The organism is Micromonospora globispora (assembly GCF_003857015.1).
Lineage (GTDB): Bacteria > Actinomycetota > Actinomycetes > Mycobacteriales > Micromonosporaceae > Micromonospora > Micromonospora globispora.
This window is the reverse complement of the sequence record NZ_QGGF01000240.1, coordinates 19,210-34,067: the sequence shown is the minus strand read 5'-3', so window position 1 is coordinate 34,067 and position 14,858 is coordinate 19,210. Positions and strand designations below refer to the sequence as shown.

The window sequence follows — 14,858 nt, the reverse complement described above, 5'->3', positions numbered from 1 at the left end:
TGTCTCGCCCCGGCGCCGCTGCCGGGCAGGCCAAGGACCTGGCGGCGAAGGTCCGGCGTCGCGGTGGCGAAGCAGGCCGGTTGAGGCTGCGCCTGTTCACGATCATTCTGGTCGTCGCAGCTCAATGTGGGCTTGCCGCCGCGTTGTCCTGGGGGCTGGCGCACGAGGTCCTGGGTCGCCCTGCGCCGATCTTCGCGCCCAGCGCGGCCGTCGGCACGATCGTCGCCGCCCTGGGGCAGCGCGCCTTACGTACCGCCGAGATGCTGCTCGGCGTCGGGCTGGGCCTGATCGTCAGTGATCTTCTCATCCGCTTCCTCGGGTTCGGGCCCTGGCAGATCGGCCTGGTGGTGATGCTGTCCATCGCTGTCGCCCTGTTGATGACCGGGCGCAGCGGTGCGCTGGTCGCTCAGGCGGGCAGTACCGCTGTACTGATCGCCACCTTCTCCCACGTGCAGCAGGGCCTCGAATGGGCGCGGATCATTGACGCGGGAGTGGGCGGCACCATCGGGCTGGCGGTGGTGGCGTTGCTGCTACCGATCAACCCGATGCGCATTCTTGAGCAGGCCGCCGGACCGGTCGCCGAGACCCTCCACACGCAGCTTCGGGAGGTTGCACACGCACTCGCCGAGCGTGACCCGGACCGCGCGATACGGGCGCTGGACCAGCTGAGCGGAATGGAACCCGACCTCGCCCGGATGCAGGAGGCCCTGGCTGGCGCCGAGGAGGTAACGACCATTGCGCCGGCGCGCTGGCGACGCCGAACCGATGTCAAGCACTACCGGCGCGGCTTCCAGCACATCGATCGGGTCAGTGCCCAATGCCGGGCGCTGGCCCGCTGGGCCGCGACCACGCTGCAGTACGACGAGCCGGTGCCGGAGGAACTCACTGCCGCCGTGAATAGGCTGGCCGAGGCGATCCAGATGCTGAGGCGGGAGGCACGAACGGGTGGGCCGTTCGATCAGACCCGCAACGCGGTGTTGGACGGGGCGCGCCTGGCCGGCCAGGCGTACCACAGGGGCCTCAAGCCGTTCTCGGACGCTATGGTGATCCAGCTGCGCACGATGGCGAGTGACCTGCTCCGGGCGACCGGGTGTGAGCCGGAGACGGCCAACCGGATGGTGCGCGAGGCGGCCACTTCCTAGGAGCGGCCCGCTTGGGGACATCGGCCTACGGGCGAAGGCCGTCCAGGTCGGGCAGCGGGCGTTGACAGATCTCGTGGGCCTGGTCGGGCGCGAGGCCGAGCATGCGCAGCACGTCCTCGGTGACCTGGTCGGTGGCTGCGGCATCGTCACGCTCAGGGTGGTCGTGCAGCAGTTGGCCAAGGCACAGCGCGGCTCCGGCCACGATCACCATCGCCAATTCGGGCTCGCGCACGCGGAACCGGCCGGCGCGTAGGCCGTCTTCGATGTCGCGCCGGGCTCGCGGCGCGAGTCCCCTGTCCGAACCGGCCAGGGCCAGGCCGTTGTTGAGCAGGACTTTGCTCAGTTCGGGAGTCCGGCGGTGGAGGCGTCCGGTCAGCCGGAAGCTCTGCGCGAAGACGTGAGCCGGGTCGTCCAGGCCGACGGTCAGCTCGTCGAGCAGGGCGCCGTAGCGGTCGAGCGCGTCTTCCACCGCGGCCTGGAAGAGCTGTTCCCTGCTGTCGAAGTGGTTGTAGAACGAGCCCATACCGACGTCGGCGGCCTGGGTGAGCTCGAGAATCGGGACGTTCAGCTTTCCGGCGGCGAGGAAGGTCTGGGCGGCGCGAACGAGCGCCGAGCGGGTGCGGGCTTTGCGCCGTTCCAGGCGGTTCGGGGCGTGCCTGAGCTGCTGGTCCATGCCTGCTCGATCACCTTCTCCCAGGTCGGTCTGCGCTCACTTTAACGCCGGCGAGCTTCAGAGGTGACGGAATCGTCAGGCGGGGTTGACTGAAGCTACTCTCGTAAGTGACGATTTCGTCATCGCCTGGAAAGGAGCGGGACATGATCGACCGGCACGACCCCCACACCGGCCTGCACAGCGAGCAGGGTGCGTTGCCGGGCGAGCATCCCGGGCGGGCGCGCAACCCGATCGTCAAGGTGCACGACCTGGCCTGGCTGGAGTTCCAGAAGCCGGATCTGGAGCGGGCCGAGCTCTTCGCCCGGGCCTTCGGCTTCACGACCTCGCTGCGTACGCAGGACGAGCTGCACCTGCGGGGCACCGACCCCGGATCCCCCTGCGTGCTCATCCGCCGGGGTCCCCGGTCGCGGTTCATCGGCCCCGCCTTCCGGGCTGCCGACCCGAAGGACGTGCTGCGCCTCGCGGAGGCGACCGGGAGGACGATGACCTCGCTGCCCGAGAGTCTCGGCGGGGTGACTGTGGATCTGGTCGACCCGAGTGGGGCGCAGGTGCGCGTGGTGGCGGACACACACGAGCTTCCCGCGCTGCCCACCCAGCAGCCACTGACCTTCAACATCGGACACGACGTGGCGCGGGTGAACGCCACCCAGCGACCGCCGCGTGAGCCGGCCAAGGTGCAGCGACTCGGTCACGTCGTGCTGCAGACCACCAGATACCTCGCGACGCTCAACTGGTATCTCGAGCACCTGGGCCTGATCGTCAGCGACTTCCTCTACCACCAGGGACAGCGCGAGCGGGGCCCGGTCATGAGCTTCATCCGCTGCGACCGCGGCAGCACGCCCACCGACCATCACACCCTCGCGATGACCCTCGGCCCGGCGAACCGGTACGTGCACTCCGCCTACCAGGTCCCCGACCTCGACTCGCTGGCCGCCGGCGGGGAGCACCTGCTCGACCGGGGCTACCAGCGGTCCTGGGGGATCGGCCGGCACATCCAGGGCAGCCAGATCTTCGACTACTGGCGCGACCCGGACGACTTCCTGGTCGAGCACTTCACCGACGGCGACCTGTTCGACCGCACGCTCGAGCCGGGCTGGGCACCGATGACCGCCTCGGGGCTCGCCCAGTGGGGTCCGCCCGCCACCAAGGACTTCCTCGGCATGAAACCCGGCCTGGAAACACTTCGCGAGCTGCGCGCGGTCGTCGGCGCGCTGCGCGAGGACAACAACGAATTCGACCTCCACCGCCTCCGCGGCCTGATGAAAGCGTTCACCTCATGAGCACCTCCGTCCTGCGCACCGCCGACGCCTGGTGGGTGCTCACCCCCACCGGCGCCGCCAAGGTGCACACCAGCGCCACCACCACCGCAGAACTGCTGGCCGACCGGCCGGCGATCGTCGCGGCCGCGACGAGCAGCGACACGGTGCCGGTCGACGACCTTGCCCTGGTCTCCCCGGTGACAGCGCCCTGCCGCGTCGTCGCCCAGATGACGAACTTCGCCTCGCACGTCACGGACAGCGGCGGAGATCCCGCAACCGTCCCCTTGACCTTCTTCCGCAAGACCTCGGGCTCGATCAGTGGGCCGTTCGCCGACGTGGTCCGCCCCGCCCACGTGCGTCTGCTCGACTACGAGGTGGAGATCGGCCTGGTCTTCGGCCGCGAGATGCCGGTCGGCACGACCGTCACCGACGACAACCTCGCCGACTACGTCGCGGGCCTGGTGGTCACCAACGACATCTCGGCACGCGACGTGCAGCTGCCCAAGACCCAGTTCTACGAGGGCAAGTCCTACCCGACCTTCACCCCGGTCGGCCCCGCGCTGGTGCTGCTCGACGCCGACGAACTCAAGCGGTTCATCGACCTCCGGCTGAAGCTGTGGGTCAACGGCGAGCTCCGGCAGGACATGACCGTCGCCGACATGATCTACCGCCCGGCCCAGGCGCTGCAGGCACTGACTCGCTTCCAGCGGGTCGGCCCGGGTGACCTGCTGCTGACCGGTACCCCCGTCGGGACCGCCCTCAGCGCGCCGCCGAAGCCGGTCATGTTCCTCGTCTCGCTGCTGCCGCCCGCGGTGAAGTGGAAGATGTTCTTCAAGGGCCAGGCGCGCAACCCCAAGTACCTCAAGGACGGCGACGTCGTCGAGGCCACCATCGCCACCGACGACGGCGCGATCGACCTGGGCCGGCAGCGCACGGTCGTGAGGTACGCCTGATGACCGAGGACCTGCTGTGGCCGGACTACGCCGCGCCGACCGACCTGGCCGCGATCGAGGCCGTGCCGCTTGCGGCGCGGGGCCTGCCCGAGTCGACGTACGCGCTGCTCGCCCGAGCGGCCACGCGCTGGCCGGACCGTACGGCGGTCTTGGCCCTGCCGGACGCCGCCCACTGGCGTGAGCCGCTGCGGCGTACCTATGCCGAACTCCTGGCCGACGTCCACCGGTACGCGAACCTGTTCCACGAGCTCGGGGTGCGGCGGGGTGACGCCGTCGCCCTGATGTCACCCAACTGCGCCGAGCTGATCACCGCGACGCTGGCCGCGCAGCTCGCCGGGATCGCGGCGCCCCTGGGCGGCGGCCTGTCACGGGCGCACCTCGCCGAACTCCTGCGGCGCTCCGGCGCCCGCGTGCTGATCACAGCCGGGCCCGACCTCGCGCCGGACACCTGGGACACCGCGCAGTCGCTGGCCCGCGACGGCCTGCTCGACGCGATCCTCGTGCTCCGGCCCACCGGCGCCGCGGGCACCCCCGAGCCGCTGCCCGCCATCCGCGGCGTACGCGTCGGCTACCTCGGCGAGCTCGCCGCGGCCATGGATTCCTCCGCCTTTGACGGTGACCTGCCCCGGTCCGCCGATCTGGCCGCGATGTTCCACACCGGCGGCACGACCGGCGCCCCGAAACTGGCCGCGCACACGCACGCCAACGAGGTCGCCGACGCGTGGATGCTGTCCGCCAGCAACCTGTTCGACGAGGAGACCGTGGTCTTCGCGGCCCTTCCGCTGTTCCACGTGAACGCGCTCGTCGTCACCCTGCTGGCGCCGCTGTTCAAGGGGCAGGCGGTGGTGTGGGCCGGTCCGCTCGGCTACCGCGACCCGGCACTGTACGGGGCGTTCTGGAGGATCGTCGAGCACTACCGGATCGCCGCCATGAGCGCGGTGCCCACCGTGTACGCCACGCTGGCGCAGTGCCCGGTCGACGCCGACATCAGCAGCCTGCGGTTTCCGATGGTGGGAGCCTCACCGCTGCCCGCCGCGGTCCGGGACAGCTTCCAGGCCCACACGGGCATCACGCTGGTCGAGGGCTACGGCCTGACCGAGGCCACCTGCGCCAGCGCGCGCACCTTCCCCGACGTGTCGCGGCCGGGCTCGGTCGGGCAGCGTCTGCCCTACCAGCGGGTGCGGGTGGTCCGCACGGACGGCACGTGGGAGGACGTAGCCTCTGGTGAGGCGGGCCTGCTGGCGATCAGCGGCCCCACGGTCTTCCCCGGCTACGTCATCGACCGCGACGGGAGCGGCCCGGTCCTGGATGGCCTCGGCAAACTCGCCGACGGCTGGCTGGACACCGGCGACCTGGCACGCATCGACGAGGACGGCTTCATCTACCTCGCCGGCCGGGCCAAGGACCTCATCATCCGCGGCGGACACAACATCGACCCCGCCATCATCGAGGACGCGTTGCTGTCCCACCCGCAGGTCACCGCCGCCAGCGCAGTCGGACGCCCCGACACGCACGCCGGCGAGGTACCCGTCGCCTACGTCACCCTCGCCCGCGGCGCCACGGTGACCGAGGACGAACTTCGCGACTGGACAAGCGAACGGGTGCCCGACCGCACCGCCGCACCCAAGACCGTGACGATCCTCGACGAGCTGCCGGTCACCGCCGTGGGCAAGCTCTACAAGCTCGCGCTGCGCACCGACGCGATCCGTCGGGAAGTCCGCGGCGCACTCGACAAGGTCCCGGGGGTCCACGACGTCGAGGCCACGATCGAGGGTAGCTCCATCGTGGTCACCGTCACCGTTTCTCCATCGGCCGACCAGGCGGCCGTCAAGGCCATCCTGGGCCGTTATGCCATCGAATGGCGATTGGTGGTCATGTCATGACGCTCGCTGCGGCCATCCTCGCCGTGCTACTCGCCCTGATCTTCCTCGCCCTCGGCACGGCCAAGATCCTGGCCGTGCAACCCATGCGCGAGCTGGCCACCGAGGCCGGTTTCTCGGTCGCGGCCTACCGCCGCATCGGCCTGCTCGAGGTCGCCGGCGCGATCGGGCTCCTCATCGGCCTGATCGAGCCGCTGATCGGCACCCTCGCCGGCGCCGGGCTGCTGCTCCTGCTCGCCGGAGCCGTCGTCGTCCACCTGCGCAAGGGTGACGGCCCGCGGAAGTTGGCCCCCGCCGTCGTCTGCGGACTCCTCGTCGCCGCCTACCTCGTCCTCCATCTGGTGGCGGCCTGATGAAGACCATTCCCGTGGTGATCGTCGGCGCGGGCCCCACCGGGCTCACGGCCGCGACGCTGCTCGCCCAGTACGGCGTCGAGTGCCTGATCCTCGAGCGCTGGGAGTCGGTCTATCCCCAGCCCCGCGCGGTCGCCCTCGACGACGAGGTGCACCGCATCCTGGCGCGGCTCGGGCTCCGGGACGAGTTCGCCGCGATCTCCCGGCCGCACCTGGGTCTGCGCCTCCTCGACCGGGACATGCGGGTGTTGACCGAGTTCCGGCGCGACGTCGCGCAGAGCCGGCACGGCTACCCCCAGGGGAGCATGTTCGACCAACCGGAGTTGGAGGCGATCCTCCGCCGAAATCTCAAGCAGTACGGCACCGTCACCCTTCGTGGCAACGCCGAGGTCACCGCGCTGACCCAGGACGCCGACGGGGTGCGGGTCGACTTCACCGACACCGCCACGGGCGAGCACGAGTCCGTCCGGGCGGCGTACATCCTGGGGTGCGACGGCGCCAACAGCCTGACCAGGGCCTCCATCGGCGCGACCATGCAGGACCTGGGCTTCACGCAACGCTGGCTCGTCATCGACGTGGTCACCGAGGCCGACCTCGACCAGTGGGAGGGCGTGCACCAGCTCTCCGACCCGGCCCGGGCCGGCACGTACATGCGGGTCGGCAAGAACCGCTACCGCTGGGAGTTCCAGCTGACGCCCGGCGAAGCGGCCGACGACTACCGCGACATGGCCCGGCTGCATCCGTTGATCTCGCCGTGGACCGGGAACGTCCCCGTCGCGGAGCTGGAGATCATCCGCCTCGCCGAGTACACCTTCCGCGCGCAGCTCGCCGACCGCTGGCGTGACCGCCGGATGTTCCTGCTCGGCGACGCCGCCCACCTCACCCCACCCTTCATCGGCCAGGGCATGTGTGCCGGGGTGCGCGACGCGATGAACCTGGCCTGGAAACTCGCCTTCGTGCTCGACGGGACCCTGCCCGAGACCGTGCTCGACACCTACCAGATCGAACGCAGGCACCACGCCCGCGCCATGATCAAGCTGGCGAAGTTCATCGGTACGGCGATGACGGCCGGCGGCGAGGTGGGCAATGTCATCCGTCGCGCCGTGGCGCCACGGCTACACCTCGTGCCGGGCCTCACGGACCTCGCCACGGACAGCCGGACACCCCCGCTGCACCGCTCCGACCTCGTCGTGCGGCCACGGCTGCGCCGCGGCCTCGCGGGCGGGCTGTGCCCGAACGCGCTCATCGACGGCGGCCGACGTTTCGACGACGTGGCCGCCGGCCGGTTCGCGATAGTCACGTCCATCGAGCCGACCCCGGCACAACGAGCTGACATCGAACGGCGCGGAGCGGTGCTGATCGTTGCCCGACCGGGCAGCGATCTGCACCGATGGTTGAGGACCGGCGCTGCTTGCGCCGCCGTCGTCCGCCCCGACGGCACCGTTCTCCGGGCCAGCCGCAGGCTGCTTCCCCAGACGATCTCTGCGGTCCGGTCGGTTGGCAGGTGACTCAGGGCTCGGCGGCTCTGCGGTTGTAGTCGAAAGCTCCCGGTCCGCAATTTCGTGATTGCGCACCACCACCAATGGGGGTCTCGTTAAGCTCGCCCCCGGGGAAGCCAGGCCGGCCGCCGCGCTCGACCTCCTCAGCATCAAGTCCTGATGGGCCCCGGCCGAGTGGAAAGCGGTGGGCGGTGGTGACATGCGGGTCGCGCTGGCACTCGGCGGCGGCGGGGCGCGCGGCTACGCGCACATCGGCGTGATCCAGGTCCTCGAAGAGCGTGGGTTGGAGATCGTCGGCGTCGCCGGTTCGTCGATGGGCGCCCTCGTCGGTGGGCTGTACGCGGCGGGCAAGCTGGACGCCTACGTCGACTGGGTACGCACCATCGGCTACCGCGAGGTCCTGCGCCTGCTCGACCCCGCGGTACGCGCGCCGGGCGCATTCGGGGCCGACAAGGTGATGGCCCGGGTCGGCGAACTGCTCGACGGTGTGCGCATCGAACAGTTACCCGTGCCCTTCACGGCGGTCGCGACGGACCTGCTGGCCCGCCGCGCGGTGTGGTTTCAGCATGGCCCGCTGGACATTGCGGTGCGTGCCTCCATCGCGCTGCCGCCCGCGATCACCCCCGTCATGGTCAACGGCCGCCTCCTCGCCGACGGTGGCCTGATGGACCCGCTGCCGATGGCGCCGACCACCTCCATACCGGCGGACGCGGTCGTCGCCGTATCCCTCAACGGCGCCCGCGCCACCTCCCACCCCGCAGCGCCGGTGCGGGAGTCGGCCGACCCCCAGCCGGCGCGAGGGCGGTGGGACCGCGTCCGCGACCGCCTCCGCGCCCCCGGCACCCGTTTCCGTATGCCGGGGGACGGCGGGCCGGCGGCCGACGCCGCCGTAGAGATCATCACCACCGACGACCGCACGGCGGAGGCTCTGCCCGCCGGCCTGCGCGCACCCGACGTCGTCAGCCTGTCCATCGAGGCCGTGGAGGACCTTCTCATCCGGTATCGACTGGCCGGCCATCCACCGGACCTACTGATCGAAATACCGACGGACGCCTGCCGTGGCCATGAGTTTCATCGGGCGTTCGAGATGATCGAAGTGGGCCGGCGGGCAGCAGGCGACGCACTCGCGTCGACCGGATTCGCGCGCTGAACGCGTCACGTCCATCTCCACGCGGACCGCTTTTCCAGGGTGAACGTACCGTGATACCCAGCGGACCGGCATCAACCCGCGGCGGCGACGCGGAAACCGCACCGACCCGTCACCCTCGCTGCGACGTTTCGCCGCCGCGAACCACGCGTCGGAGAAGCGCCGCAGCACCGACCGGGCCCCGGTGGAGTCCAGTTCGGCGAATGTGCCCGGCCCGGACGCCGCCAACTCCCGACACAACTGCTGATAGCCGGCCAGCGGTGCGTCGTGGCGGCGCCGCCGCCACGCGTTGACCTCCACCACACACGCCCACACGTCACCAGCCGAGCGCAGCAACCCGAAACACCGGCGCCGCTGCCCCGGCGTCACCCGCAACCCGACACGAGCCGTGCGGTACACGACCCGCGGCGCGGCAGGATCCCGACGGCGAGGCACGAACCCCAGCCAACACCACCCGTAGCCGGTTTGATCGCCGCACTACCGGGAAGCCGGGATGACATGTCCTCTGATCCGGGCGCATCAGCGAAGCGCACGCTGGGACGGGCGCGAGAGTCAGTTCAGAAGATCCACCAGGCCGCCATCCGGCATCGAGACCCGGGCCTGCACCAACTGGCTGACGAGATCAGCGAGGTCGCCCTGACCTTGGGGCACGACGCCGGCCCGGTCCAGGAGTGGCGGGCCTGCCCGGTGTGCGGGGCCGAGCCAGGATCGAACTGCGTTCGTACTCCGGGTCACGAAGTCGTTGACGGGATGCATCCGGAACGGACCAGGCTATAGAAGGAGATTATCCGAGTAAGGAGTAACCGGTCTGGCCTGGTGATGCTCCAGCCACCGTCCACCACGAGGCTCGCCCGCGTTAGGTCGTTCCCGGGCCGGCGCACCCAGACCACGCCAGGCGTTCGGTGTCCACTGGGCCGGGCAGCACGGCGTTGATCCGTACCTGGGGGCCGTACTCCGCGGCGAGCTGTCGGGTCAGCGCGGCGAGCGCACCCCTGCTGGCGGCGTACGCGGGACTGCCCGGTAGGCCGAACAGCGGCGTGCACGCTGGACGTCACCACGATGCAGCCCCGGCGCTCGCGCAGGTCACCGGCGAGCTGGGCGGTGTCGCCGCCGTCGCGGATCTGCGCGGCGACCCGCGCGCCGTCCTCGTCGACGACATCGAGCAGCAGCACCGCGGCTCCCTCCGCCCAGTCGTCGTAGCGCTGGGACCAGAACGTCGTCCAGCCTCGCCCGACGGGGACGAGGTGGAGCGCCCGACGTCCGAACGGCTCCGGCACTAGGACGCGTATCGGGTCGTGATCAATGAGCGGGTTCTCCCCTCGTGCTGATCTTCGATCCGGTAGATCGTCTTGCGTGACCCGTGCGCAGCTGACCGATGTGGAGTTGGAGTTCATCGAGCCGTACCTGCCAATCGGCGAGTATGGCCCGCACCCCGAGCGGTTGCGCCAGCAGTTCGAGGGCGTGGTCTGGCGGTTCAGGACCGGCGGGCAGTGGCGGGAGATGCCGCAGGAATTCGGTGCCTGGTCGACGGTGTCCAATCGTTTCCGGCAGTGGCGTGACGCCGGCGTGTTCGAGGCCCTGCTGGAGGGCCTGATCGCGGAGGCCGCGAAGCGGGGTGAGGTGGATCTGTCGCTGGTCAGTATCGACTCCACCACCGTGCGGGCCCATCACGATGCCGCCGGGATGCAACACGAGCCAGGACGTGCTCGCCGCTTTGGAGAAGGCTGCCGCCGAAGAGGAGGAGGAGGCCAGGTCAAAGGGGGCCGGTCCCGAGGGGCGAAGCGGGCAGGACGGTGGTGCCGATCCCGAGCGGGACGAGCGGCGACGCGTCCGGCGCTGGCGCAGGGTCCGGCTGAAGGCCGCTCTGCTGGGGCGCTCACGGGGCGGGCAGACGTCAAAGGTCCATCTCGCCGCCGACCGCAAGTGCCGGCCGTTGGCGTTCGTCTTGACCGCGGGACAGGCGGCCGACAGCCCACAGTTCATCCCGGTGCTGGGGAGATCCGGGTCCGCGGCCCAGTGGGGCGGCCTCGCACCAGGCCGGACGCGGTCGCCGGGGACAAGGGGTACTCGTCCCGCGGCAACCGCGCCCACCTGCGCAGGCGCGGCATCAAGGCCGTCATCCCGGAGAAACGGGACCAGGCCGCCAACCGGAAGACGAAGGGCCGCAAAGGGGATGCCCCGTCGACCACGACGCCGAGTTCTACAAGGAGAGGAACACCGTCGAGCGCCTGATCAACAAGCTCAAGGCGTGGCGGGGCATCGCGACCCGCTACGACAAGACCCCGGAAAGCTACCTCGCCGGGCTTCGGCTGCGTGCCTCGGTGATCTGGATCAAAGACCTCACCCGAACCAGAGCCGGGAGCCGCGCAGGTCATCGAGGGGCGTAGTTTGTCGGGTTGTGGGCTCTAAGCGGCAGCTGCATTCCCGGATGTCGGGATTTGGGTGGGCCGCTGCCGCCCGGGGAGTGGGGATTGTGCGCCACCGGCGCGGTGTCGGCCCGCGCGGGGTCAGATGAGGGCGGCGACCAGCAGGGCGAAGGCGGCGATGAGGACGGCGACGCGGACGTAGTGGAGGCGGTCCCAGCGGTTCATCTGCTGCTTCCAGTCGGCGGGCCGGTTGTCAGGGGTCCACGTCTTGCCCCGGTTGTTGATCGGGACGAGCAGCAGGATCGACATGATCACGCTGAGGATCAGCAGCGCGCCGGCGGTGACGACGAGGCCGGTGCCGTGGTGGTGCCATCCGGCGATGGCCCAGACCGCAACGAGGACGAGCGAGGTGATGTACCAGACCGGCATCACGGCGCCGAGCATCCGGCCCCCGTGGGCGCGGCCGAGTTGGCCACTGTCACCGGGGAGTGCGTCGAGGATCGGGTTGATGACGAAGGCGACGGAGAACTCCACCCCCACCATCACGCCGACGACCACGGTGGTGAACACCTCGAGTGCGTTGAGCATGATGACCCCTCCTAGCATCTAGTGTTGCTAGCTGATGAGGCAACGCTAGCACTGCTGCCGCTCGCTTGCCTAGCGGTGCTAGGATCGAATCATGTCGGTACAGAAACGCAAGGAGCGCGAACGGGCGGAGCGCGAGCGCCTCATCGTGGCGACAGCCCGCGAGCTCGCCGAGCAGCAGGGCTGGGACGCGGTCACCACCCGCCGGCTCGCCGAGCGCATCGAATACAGCCAGCCCGTCCTCTACAGCCACTTCCGCGGCAAACGCGAGATCATCGGCGCCGTCGCCCTCGACGGCGCCGCCGAGATGGCCGCGGCGCTGCGGGCCGCGACCTCCGCCGCGGACGGACCTCGCGCCCGGGTCACCGCCCTCGCCCGCACCTACCTCGAATTCGCCGCACGCAACCCGGCGGTCTACGACGCCATGTTCGAGCTCGACGGCGGCCTGGCCTTCGCGAACGAGGACACCCCACAACCTCTTAAGGACGCCTTCGCCGCCCTGCTGGAAAGCCTCGGCGAGGTCGCCGGGGACGGCGTCCACCCGGGACTGTTCACCGAGGTGTTCTGGGCGGCCCTGCACGGGCTGGCCACCCTGACCCGAGCGGGACGGCTGCCGCCGGAGGACACCGAGCCGAGGGTGGAGCTGCTGGTGGACCGGCTCGCCATGGTCTGACACACCATCCCGGCGGGCACGCAGCCAGGGCCCTCGGGCCCCGCCGCTGCCTGCCTGCGGCATCGCTTCCGGTCACTCGCGCCCACACGGCGCAGCCGCAGATCGCCGCGTCCCGTACCCCGGACGGGCACCCGCCCCGGAAGCTGCGATGCTCATTGATCACGACCCGATACGCGCCCTAGCGGCCAACTGTGCCCGGTTCGACCGCAACGGGGCTCGGCGCCGTCAGAACGGAAGGCACCCCGGCTGGGCAGCGGTTCCTGCTGCGCGACCGGGATACGAGATTCACCGAGGTCTTCGAAGCGGCGTTCACTGCCGAGGGCATCGAGGTGATCAGGGCTCCGCCGCAGGCACCTCGGGCGGATCTTCACCCGCGCAGTGGATCTCGCCTGACCAGGGGTCCGAGCGGCACGTGACACGGTGCCGGTGGAGCGGGCATGGATTGATCGAGGACCATCGCGGTGTTGATCAGCGCAAGGTGACTGAAGGCTTGGGGAAAGTTGCCGAGCTGCTCGCCGGTCGGGCCGATCTCCTCCCCGTAAAGACCGAGGTGGGTGCTGTAGGTGAGCATCTTCTCGAAGGTGATCAGCGCGTCGTTGAGACGTCCCGAGCGGGCCAGGGCTTCCACGTACCAGAAGGTGCACATGCTGAAGGTGCCTTCGCTGCCGGCCAGGCCGTCGGGCGACGCGGTGGGGTTGTACCGGTAGACCAGGCTGTCGGAGACGAGCTCGTCGTCCATTGCCCGCAGGGTTGACTGCCACATCGGGTCGTCGGGCGCGATGAACCCAACGGCCGGCATGGAGAGCAGCGCCGCGTCCAGGACGTCGTTGCCGTAGTGCTGCACGAACGCCCGGCGTCCGGAGTGGTATCCCCGGTTCATGATCTGGCGGTATATCTTGTCTCGCTCGGTGGTCCAGCGGTTGATTTCGGCGGGCACCCCGTGCCGCTGAGCGAGGCGGATGGCCCGGTCGAGAGCGACCCAGGACATGAGGCGGCCGAAGGTGAAGTCCTGGCGGCCGCCCCGGGTCTCCCAGATCCCTTCATCGGGTCTGTCCCAGTGCTCGCAGAGCCAGTCGATGAGCTTGACGGTGTTGAGCCACGCCTGATGGGAGCTGCGCAGCCCCTGCGTGTCAGCCAAGTGGATGGCGCTCAGCGCTTCGCCGTAAATGTCGAGCTGGAGCTGGTCGGCGGCGGCGTTGCCGATCCGCACGGGGCGGGAGCGTCGGTAGCCCTCGAGGTGGTCGAGCTCCTCCTCGTCGAGGGCTGTCGAGCCGTCGACGCGGTACATGTGGTGCAGCGGCGTTGCACGGTCTGCCGCCTCGCAGATCCGGTCGTTGAGCCATCGCAGATATCGCTGCGCTTCCTCGGTGAGGCCGAGACCGAGCAGGGCGTAGACCGACCACGAGGCGTCGCGGATCCAGGCGTACCGGTAGTCCCAGTTCCGCGTCCCGCCGATCTGCTCCGGCAGGCCGGCGGTGGGAGCGGCGATCAGGGCACCGGTCGGCGCGTACGTCAGGAGCTTCAGCGTCAGGGCGGAGCGCTCCACCGCTTCCCGCCACCGTCCGGCATAGCAGGAGCCGCCGAGCCAGCCCCGCCAGAAATCCCGGGTCTGCTCGTACATCGACCGGATTTCCTCAGGCGCGATCAGGCGGGGTGGTTCGCTCGATCCGGTTTCGACGAGGAGTCCGCCGGAGGCACCCTGGCGCAGGGTGGCGAAGGCGCGCACCCCGTCGCCGTCGCGTTCGATCTCGACTTCGTCCGGGGGCTGGTCGGCGTGGCGGACCCGATGCAGCGTGATGCTGAGCGTCGGGCTGCGGAAAACGGCGCCGTCGGTGTACATCTCGACCTCGTGCGGGTCACGCCCATAGTTGAACCGCGGCTGGCAATCGATCCGGAACCGCATGGTGCCCCGAACCACGCTGATCAGCCGAACGATGCAATGACGATCGGTCGCCGTATCGCCGGCAACCGGCATGAAGTCGATGATCTCACCCACACCGTCGGGAGTGAGGAAACGAGTGATCAGGATCGGTGCCCCAGGCAGGTACAACTGCTCCTTTCTGACGTAATCGGCGCCATGGGGCGCGATGCGGAGATACCCGCCCTTTTTGTGATCGAGCAGTCCGGCGAACACGCTGGGCGAGTCGAACCGGGGCGCGCAAAACCAGTCAAGGGTGCCGTCGTCCGCGATCAGCGCCGCCGTCTGCATGTCGCCGATCAGGCCGTGTGACTCGACGAATGGATACAACTCCAATCACCGCCCTCCTGCAACATGCTCCTCACCGTAAGTGCTGGCGGGAACTCAGCGGCGCACATCGGTCAGACCCA

At 69.9% G+C, this 14,858-nt stretch carries 14 protein-coding genes and 1 pseudogene; 11 read left to right on the top strand and 4 right to left on the bottom strand.

Annotated elements, in window-relative coordinates; genetic code table 11:
• A partial coding sequence (locus tag DKL51_RS10935; RefSeq protein ID WP_260428463.1) for an FUSC family protein occupies positions 1-1,142 on the top strand: 1,142 nt, incomplete at its 5' end.
• A gap of 25 nt (positions 1,143-1,167) precedes the next feature.
• Here the strand turns inward: DKL51_RS10935 and DKL51_RS10930 are convergent.
• Entirely contained in the window at positions 1,168-1,815 is a 648-nt protein-coding gene (locus DKL51_RS10930) for a TetR/AcrR family transcriptional regulator (RefSeq protein ID WP_109945252.1), read from the bottom strand.
• Between the two features lie 143 nt (positions 1,816-1,958).
• On the opposite strand from DKL51_RS10930, the gene DKL51_RS10925 reads away from it, so the two are divergent.
• From DKL51_RS10925 to DKL51_RS37440, 7 genes are all read left to right on the top strand, one after another.
• Positions 1,959-3,095, top strand: coding sequence for a VOC family protein (locus DKL51_RS10925; protein ID WP_109945253.1), 1,137 nt, complete (start codon positions 1,959-1,961; stop codon positions 3,093-3,095).
• Positions 3,092-4,027, top strand: a complete 936-nt coding sequence (locus tag DKL51_RS10920) for a fumarylacetoacetate hydrolase family protein (protein ID WP_109945254.1) — start codon at positions 3,092-3,094, stop codon at positions 4,025-4,027. Before DKL51_RS10925 ends, DKL51_RS10920 begins: the two co-directional genes overlap by 4 nt.
• Complete coding sequence (locus tag DKL51_RS10915) at positions 4,027-5,910, top strand: acyl-CoA synthetase (RefSeq protein ID WP_109945255.1); 1,884 nt, start codon at positions 4,027-4,029, stop codon at positions 5,908-5,910. Before DKL51_RS10920 ends, DKL51_RS10915 begins: the two co-directional genes overlap by 1 nt.
• Positions 5,907-6,260 carry a DoxX family protein gene (locus DKL51_RS10910; RefSeq protein ID WP_109945256.1) on the top strand — a complete coding sequence of 118 codons (354 nt, stop codon included), beginning with the start codon at positions 5,907-5,909 and terminating at the stop codon, positions 6,258-6,260. The genes DKL51_RS10915 and DKL51_RS10910 overlap by 4 nt, the downstream gene beginning before the upstream one ends.
• Positions 6,260-7,768 carry a bifunctional 3-(3-hydroxy-phenyl)propionate/3-hydroxycinnamic acid hydroxylase MhpA gene (mhpA, locus tag DKL51_RS10905; protein ID WP_109945257.1) on the top strand — a complete coding sequence of 503 codons (1,509 nt, stop codon included), beginning with the start codon at positions 6,260-6,262 and terminating at the stop codon, positions 7,766-7,768. The genes DKL51_RS10910 and mhpA overlap by 1 nt, the downstream gene beginning before the upstream one ends.
• 190 nt (positions 7,769-7,958) lie before the next feature.
• Positions 7,959-8,909 carry a patatin-like phospholipase family protein gene (locus tag DKL51_RS10900; RefSeq protein ID WP_109945297.1) on the top strand — a complete coding sequence of 317 codons (951 nt, stop codon included), beginning with the start codon at positions 7,959-7,961 and terminating at the stop codon, positions 8,907-8,909.
• A gap of 495 nt (positions 8,910-9,404) precedes the next feature.
• Positions 9,405-9,683 carry a zinc finger domain-containing protein gene (locus DKL51_RS37440; protein WP_423790555.1) on the top strand — a complete coding sequence of 93 codons (279 nt, stop codon included), beginning with the start codon at positions 9,405-9,407 and terminating at the stop codon, positions 9,681-9,683.
• Positions 9,684-9,762: 79 nt separating this feature from the next.
• On the opposite strand, the gene DKL51_RS36260 is transcribed toward DKL51_RS37440, so the two are convergent.
• Positions 9,763-9,882 carry an SDR family oxidoreductase gene (locus tag DKL51_RS36260; protein WP_243420608.1) on the bottom strand — a complete coding sequence of 40 codons (120 nt, stop codon included), beginning with the start codon at positions 9,880-9,882 and terminating at the stop codon, positions 9,763-9,765.
• Between DKL51_RS36260 and DKL51_RS36255 the strand changes: the two genes are divergently transcribed.
• Positions 9,836-10,186, top strand: a complete 351-nt coding sequence (locus DKL51_RS36255) for a hypothetical protein (RefSeq protein ID WP_243422436.1) — start codon at positions 9,836-9,838, stop codon at positions 10,184-10,186. The genes DKL51_RS36260 and DKL51_RS36255 overlap by 47 nt on opposite strands.
• 73 nt (positions 10,187-10,259) lie before the next feature.
• Positions 10,260-11,293, top strand: a pseudogene (locus tag DKL51_RS10890) (IS5 family transposase).
• A 120-nt stretch (positions 11,294-11,413) separates the two neighbouring features.
• Here the strand turns inward: DKL51_RS10890 and DKL51_RS10885 are convergent.
• Positions 11,414-11,860, bottom strand: coding sequence for an anthrone oxygenase family protein (locus DKL51_RS10885; RefSeq protein WP_109945258.1), 447 nt, complete (start codon positions 11,858-11,860; stop codon positions 11,414-11,416).
• Between the two features lie 91 nt (positions 11,861-11,951).
• Between DKL51_RS10885 and DKL51_RS10880 the strand changes: the two genes are divergently transcribed.
• Positions 11,952-12,530: a TetR/AcrR family transcriptional regulator gene (locus tag DKL51_RS10880; protein WP_109945259.1), complete on the top strand. Its 579-nt coding sequence runs from the start codon at positions 11,952-11,954 to the stop codon at positions 12,528-12,530.
• A gap of 367 nt (positions 12,531-12,897) precedes the next feature.
• On the opposite strand, the gene DKL51_RS10875 is transcribed toward DKL51_RS10880, so the two are convergent.
• Positions 12,898-14,784 carry a glycoside hydrolase family 15 protein gene (locus DKL51_RS10875; protein WP_109945260.1) on the bottom strand — a complete coding sequence of 629 codons (1,887 nt, stop codon included), beginning with the start codon at positions 14,782-14,784 and terminating at the stop codon, positions 12,898-12,900.
• Between the last annotated feature and the right edge of the window lie 74 nt (positions 14,785-14,858).

What these genes read in the sequence shown, in the direction of transcription:
- DKL51_RS10930 (WP_109945252.1), bottom strand. Translation starts at nt 1,815, where the DNA reads ATGGACCAGCAGCTCAGGCACGCCCCGAACCGCCTGGAACGGCGCAAA.
- DKL51_RS10925 (WP_109945253.1), top strand. Translation starts at nt 1,959, where the DNA reads ATGATCGACCGGCACGACCCCCACACCGGCCTGCACAGCGAGCAGGGT.
- DKL51_RS10920 (WP_109945254.1), top strand. Translation starts at nt 3,092, where the DNA reads ATGAGCACCTCCGTCCTGCGCACCGCCGACGCCTGGTGGGTGCTCACC.
- DKL51_RS10915 (WP_109945255.1), top strand. Translation starts at nt 4,027, where the DNA reads ATGACCGAGGACCTGCTGTGGCCGGACTACGCCGCGCCGACCGACCTG.
- DKL51_RS10910 (WP_109945256.1), top strand. Translation starts at nt 5,907, where the DNA reads ATGACGCTCGCTGCGGCCATCCTCGCCGTGCTACTCGCCCTGATCTTC.
- mhpA (WP_109945257.1), top strand. Translation starts at nt 6,260, where the DNA reads ATGAAGACCATTCCCGTGGTGATCGTCGGCGCGGGCCCCACCGGGCTC.
- DKL51_RS10900 (WP_109945297.1), top strand. Translation starts at nt 7,959, where the DNA reads ATGCGGGTCGCGCTGGCACTCGGCGGCGGCGGGGCGCGCGGCTACGCG.
- DKL51_RS37440 (WP_423790555.1), top strand. Translation starts at nt 9,405, where the DNA reads ATGTCCTCTGATCCGGGCGCATCAGCGAAGCGCACGCTGGGACGGGCG.
- DKL51_RS10885 (WP_109945258.1), bottom strand. Translation starts at nt 11,860, where the DNA reads ATGCTCAACGCACTCGAGGTGTTCACCACCGTGGTCGTCGGCGTGATG.
- DKL51_RS10880 (WP_109945259.1), top strand. Translation starts at nt 11,952, where the DNA reads ATGTCGGTACAGAAACGCAAGGAGCGCGAACGGGCGGAGCGCGAGCGC.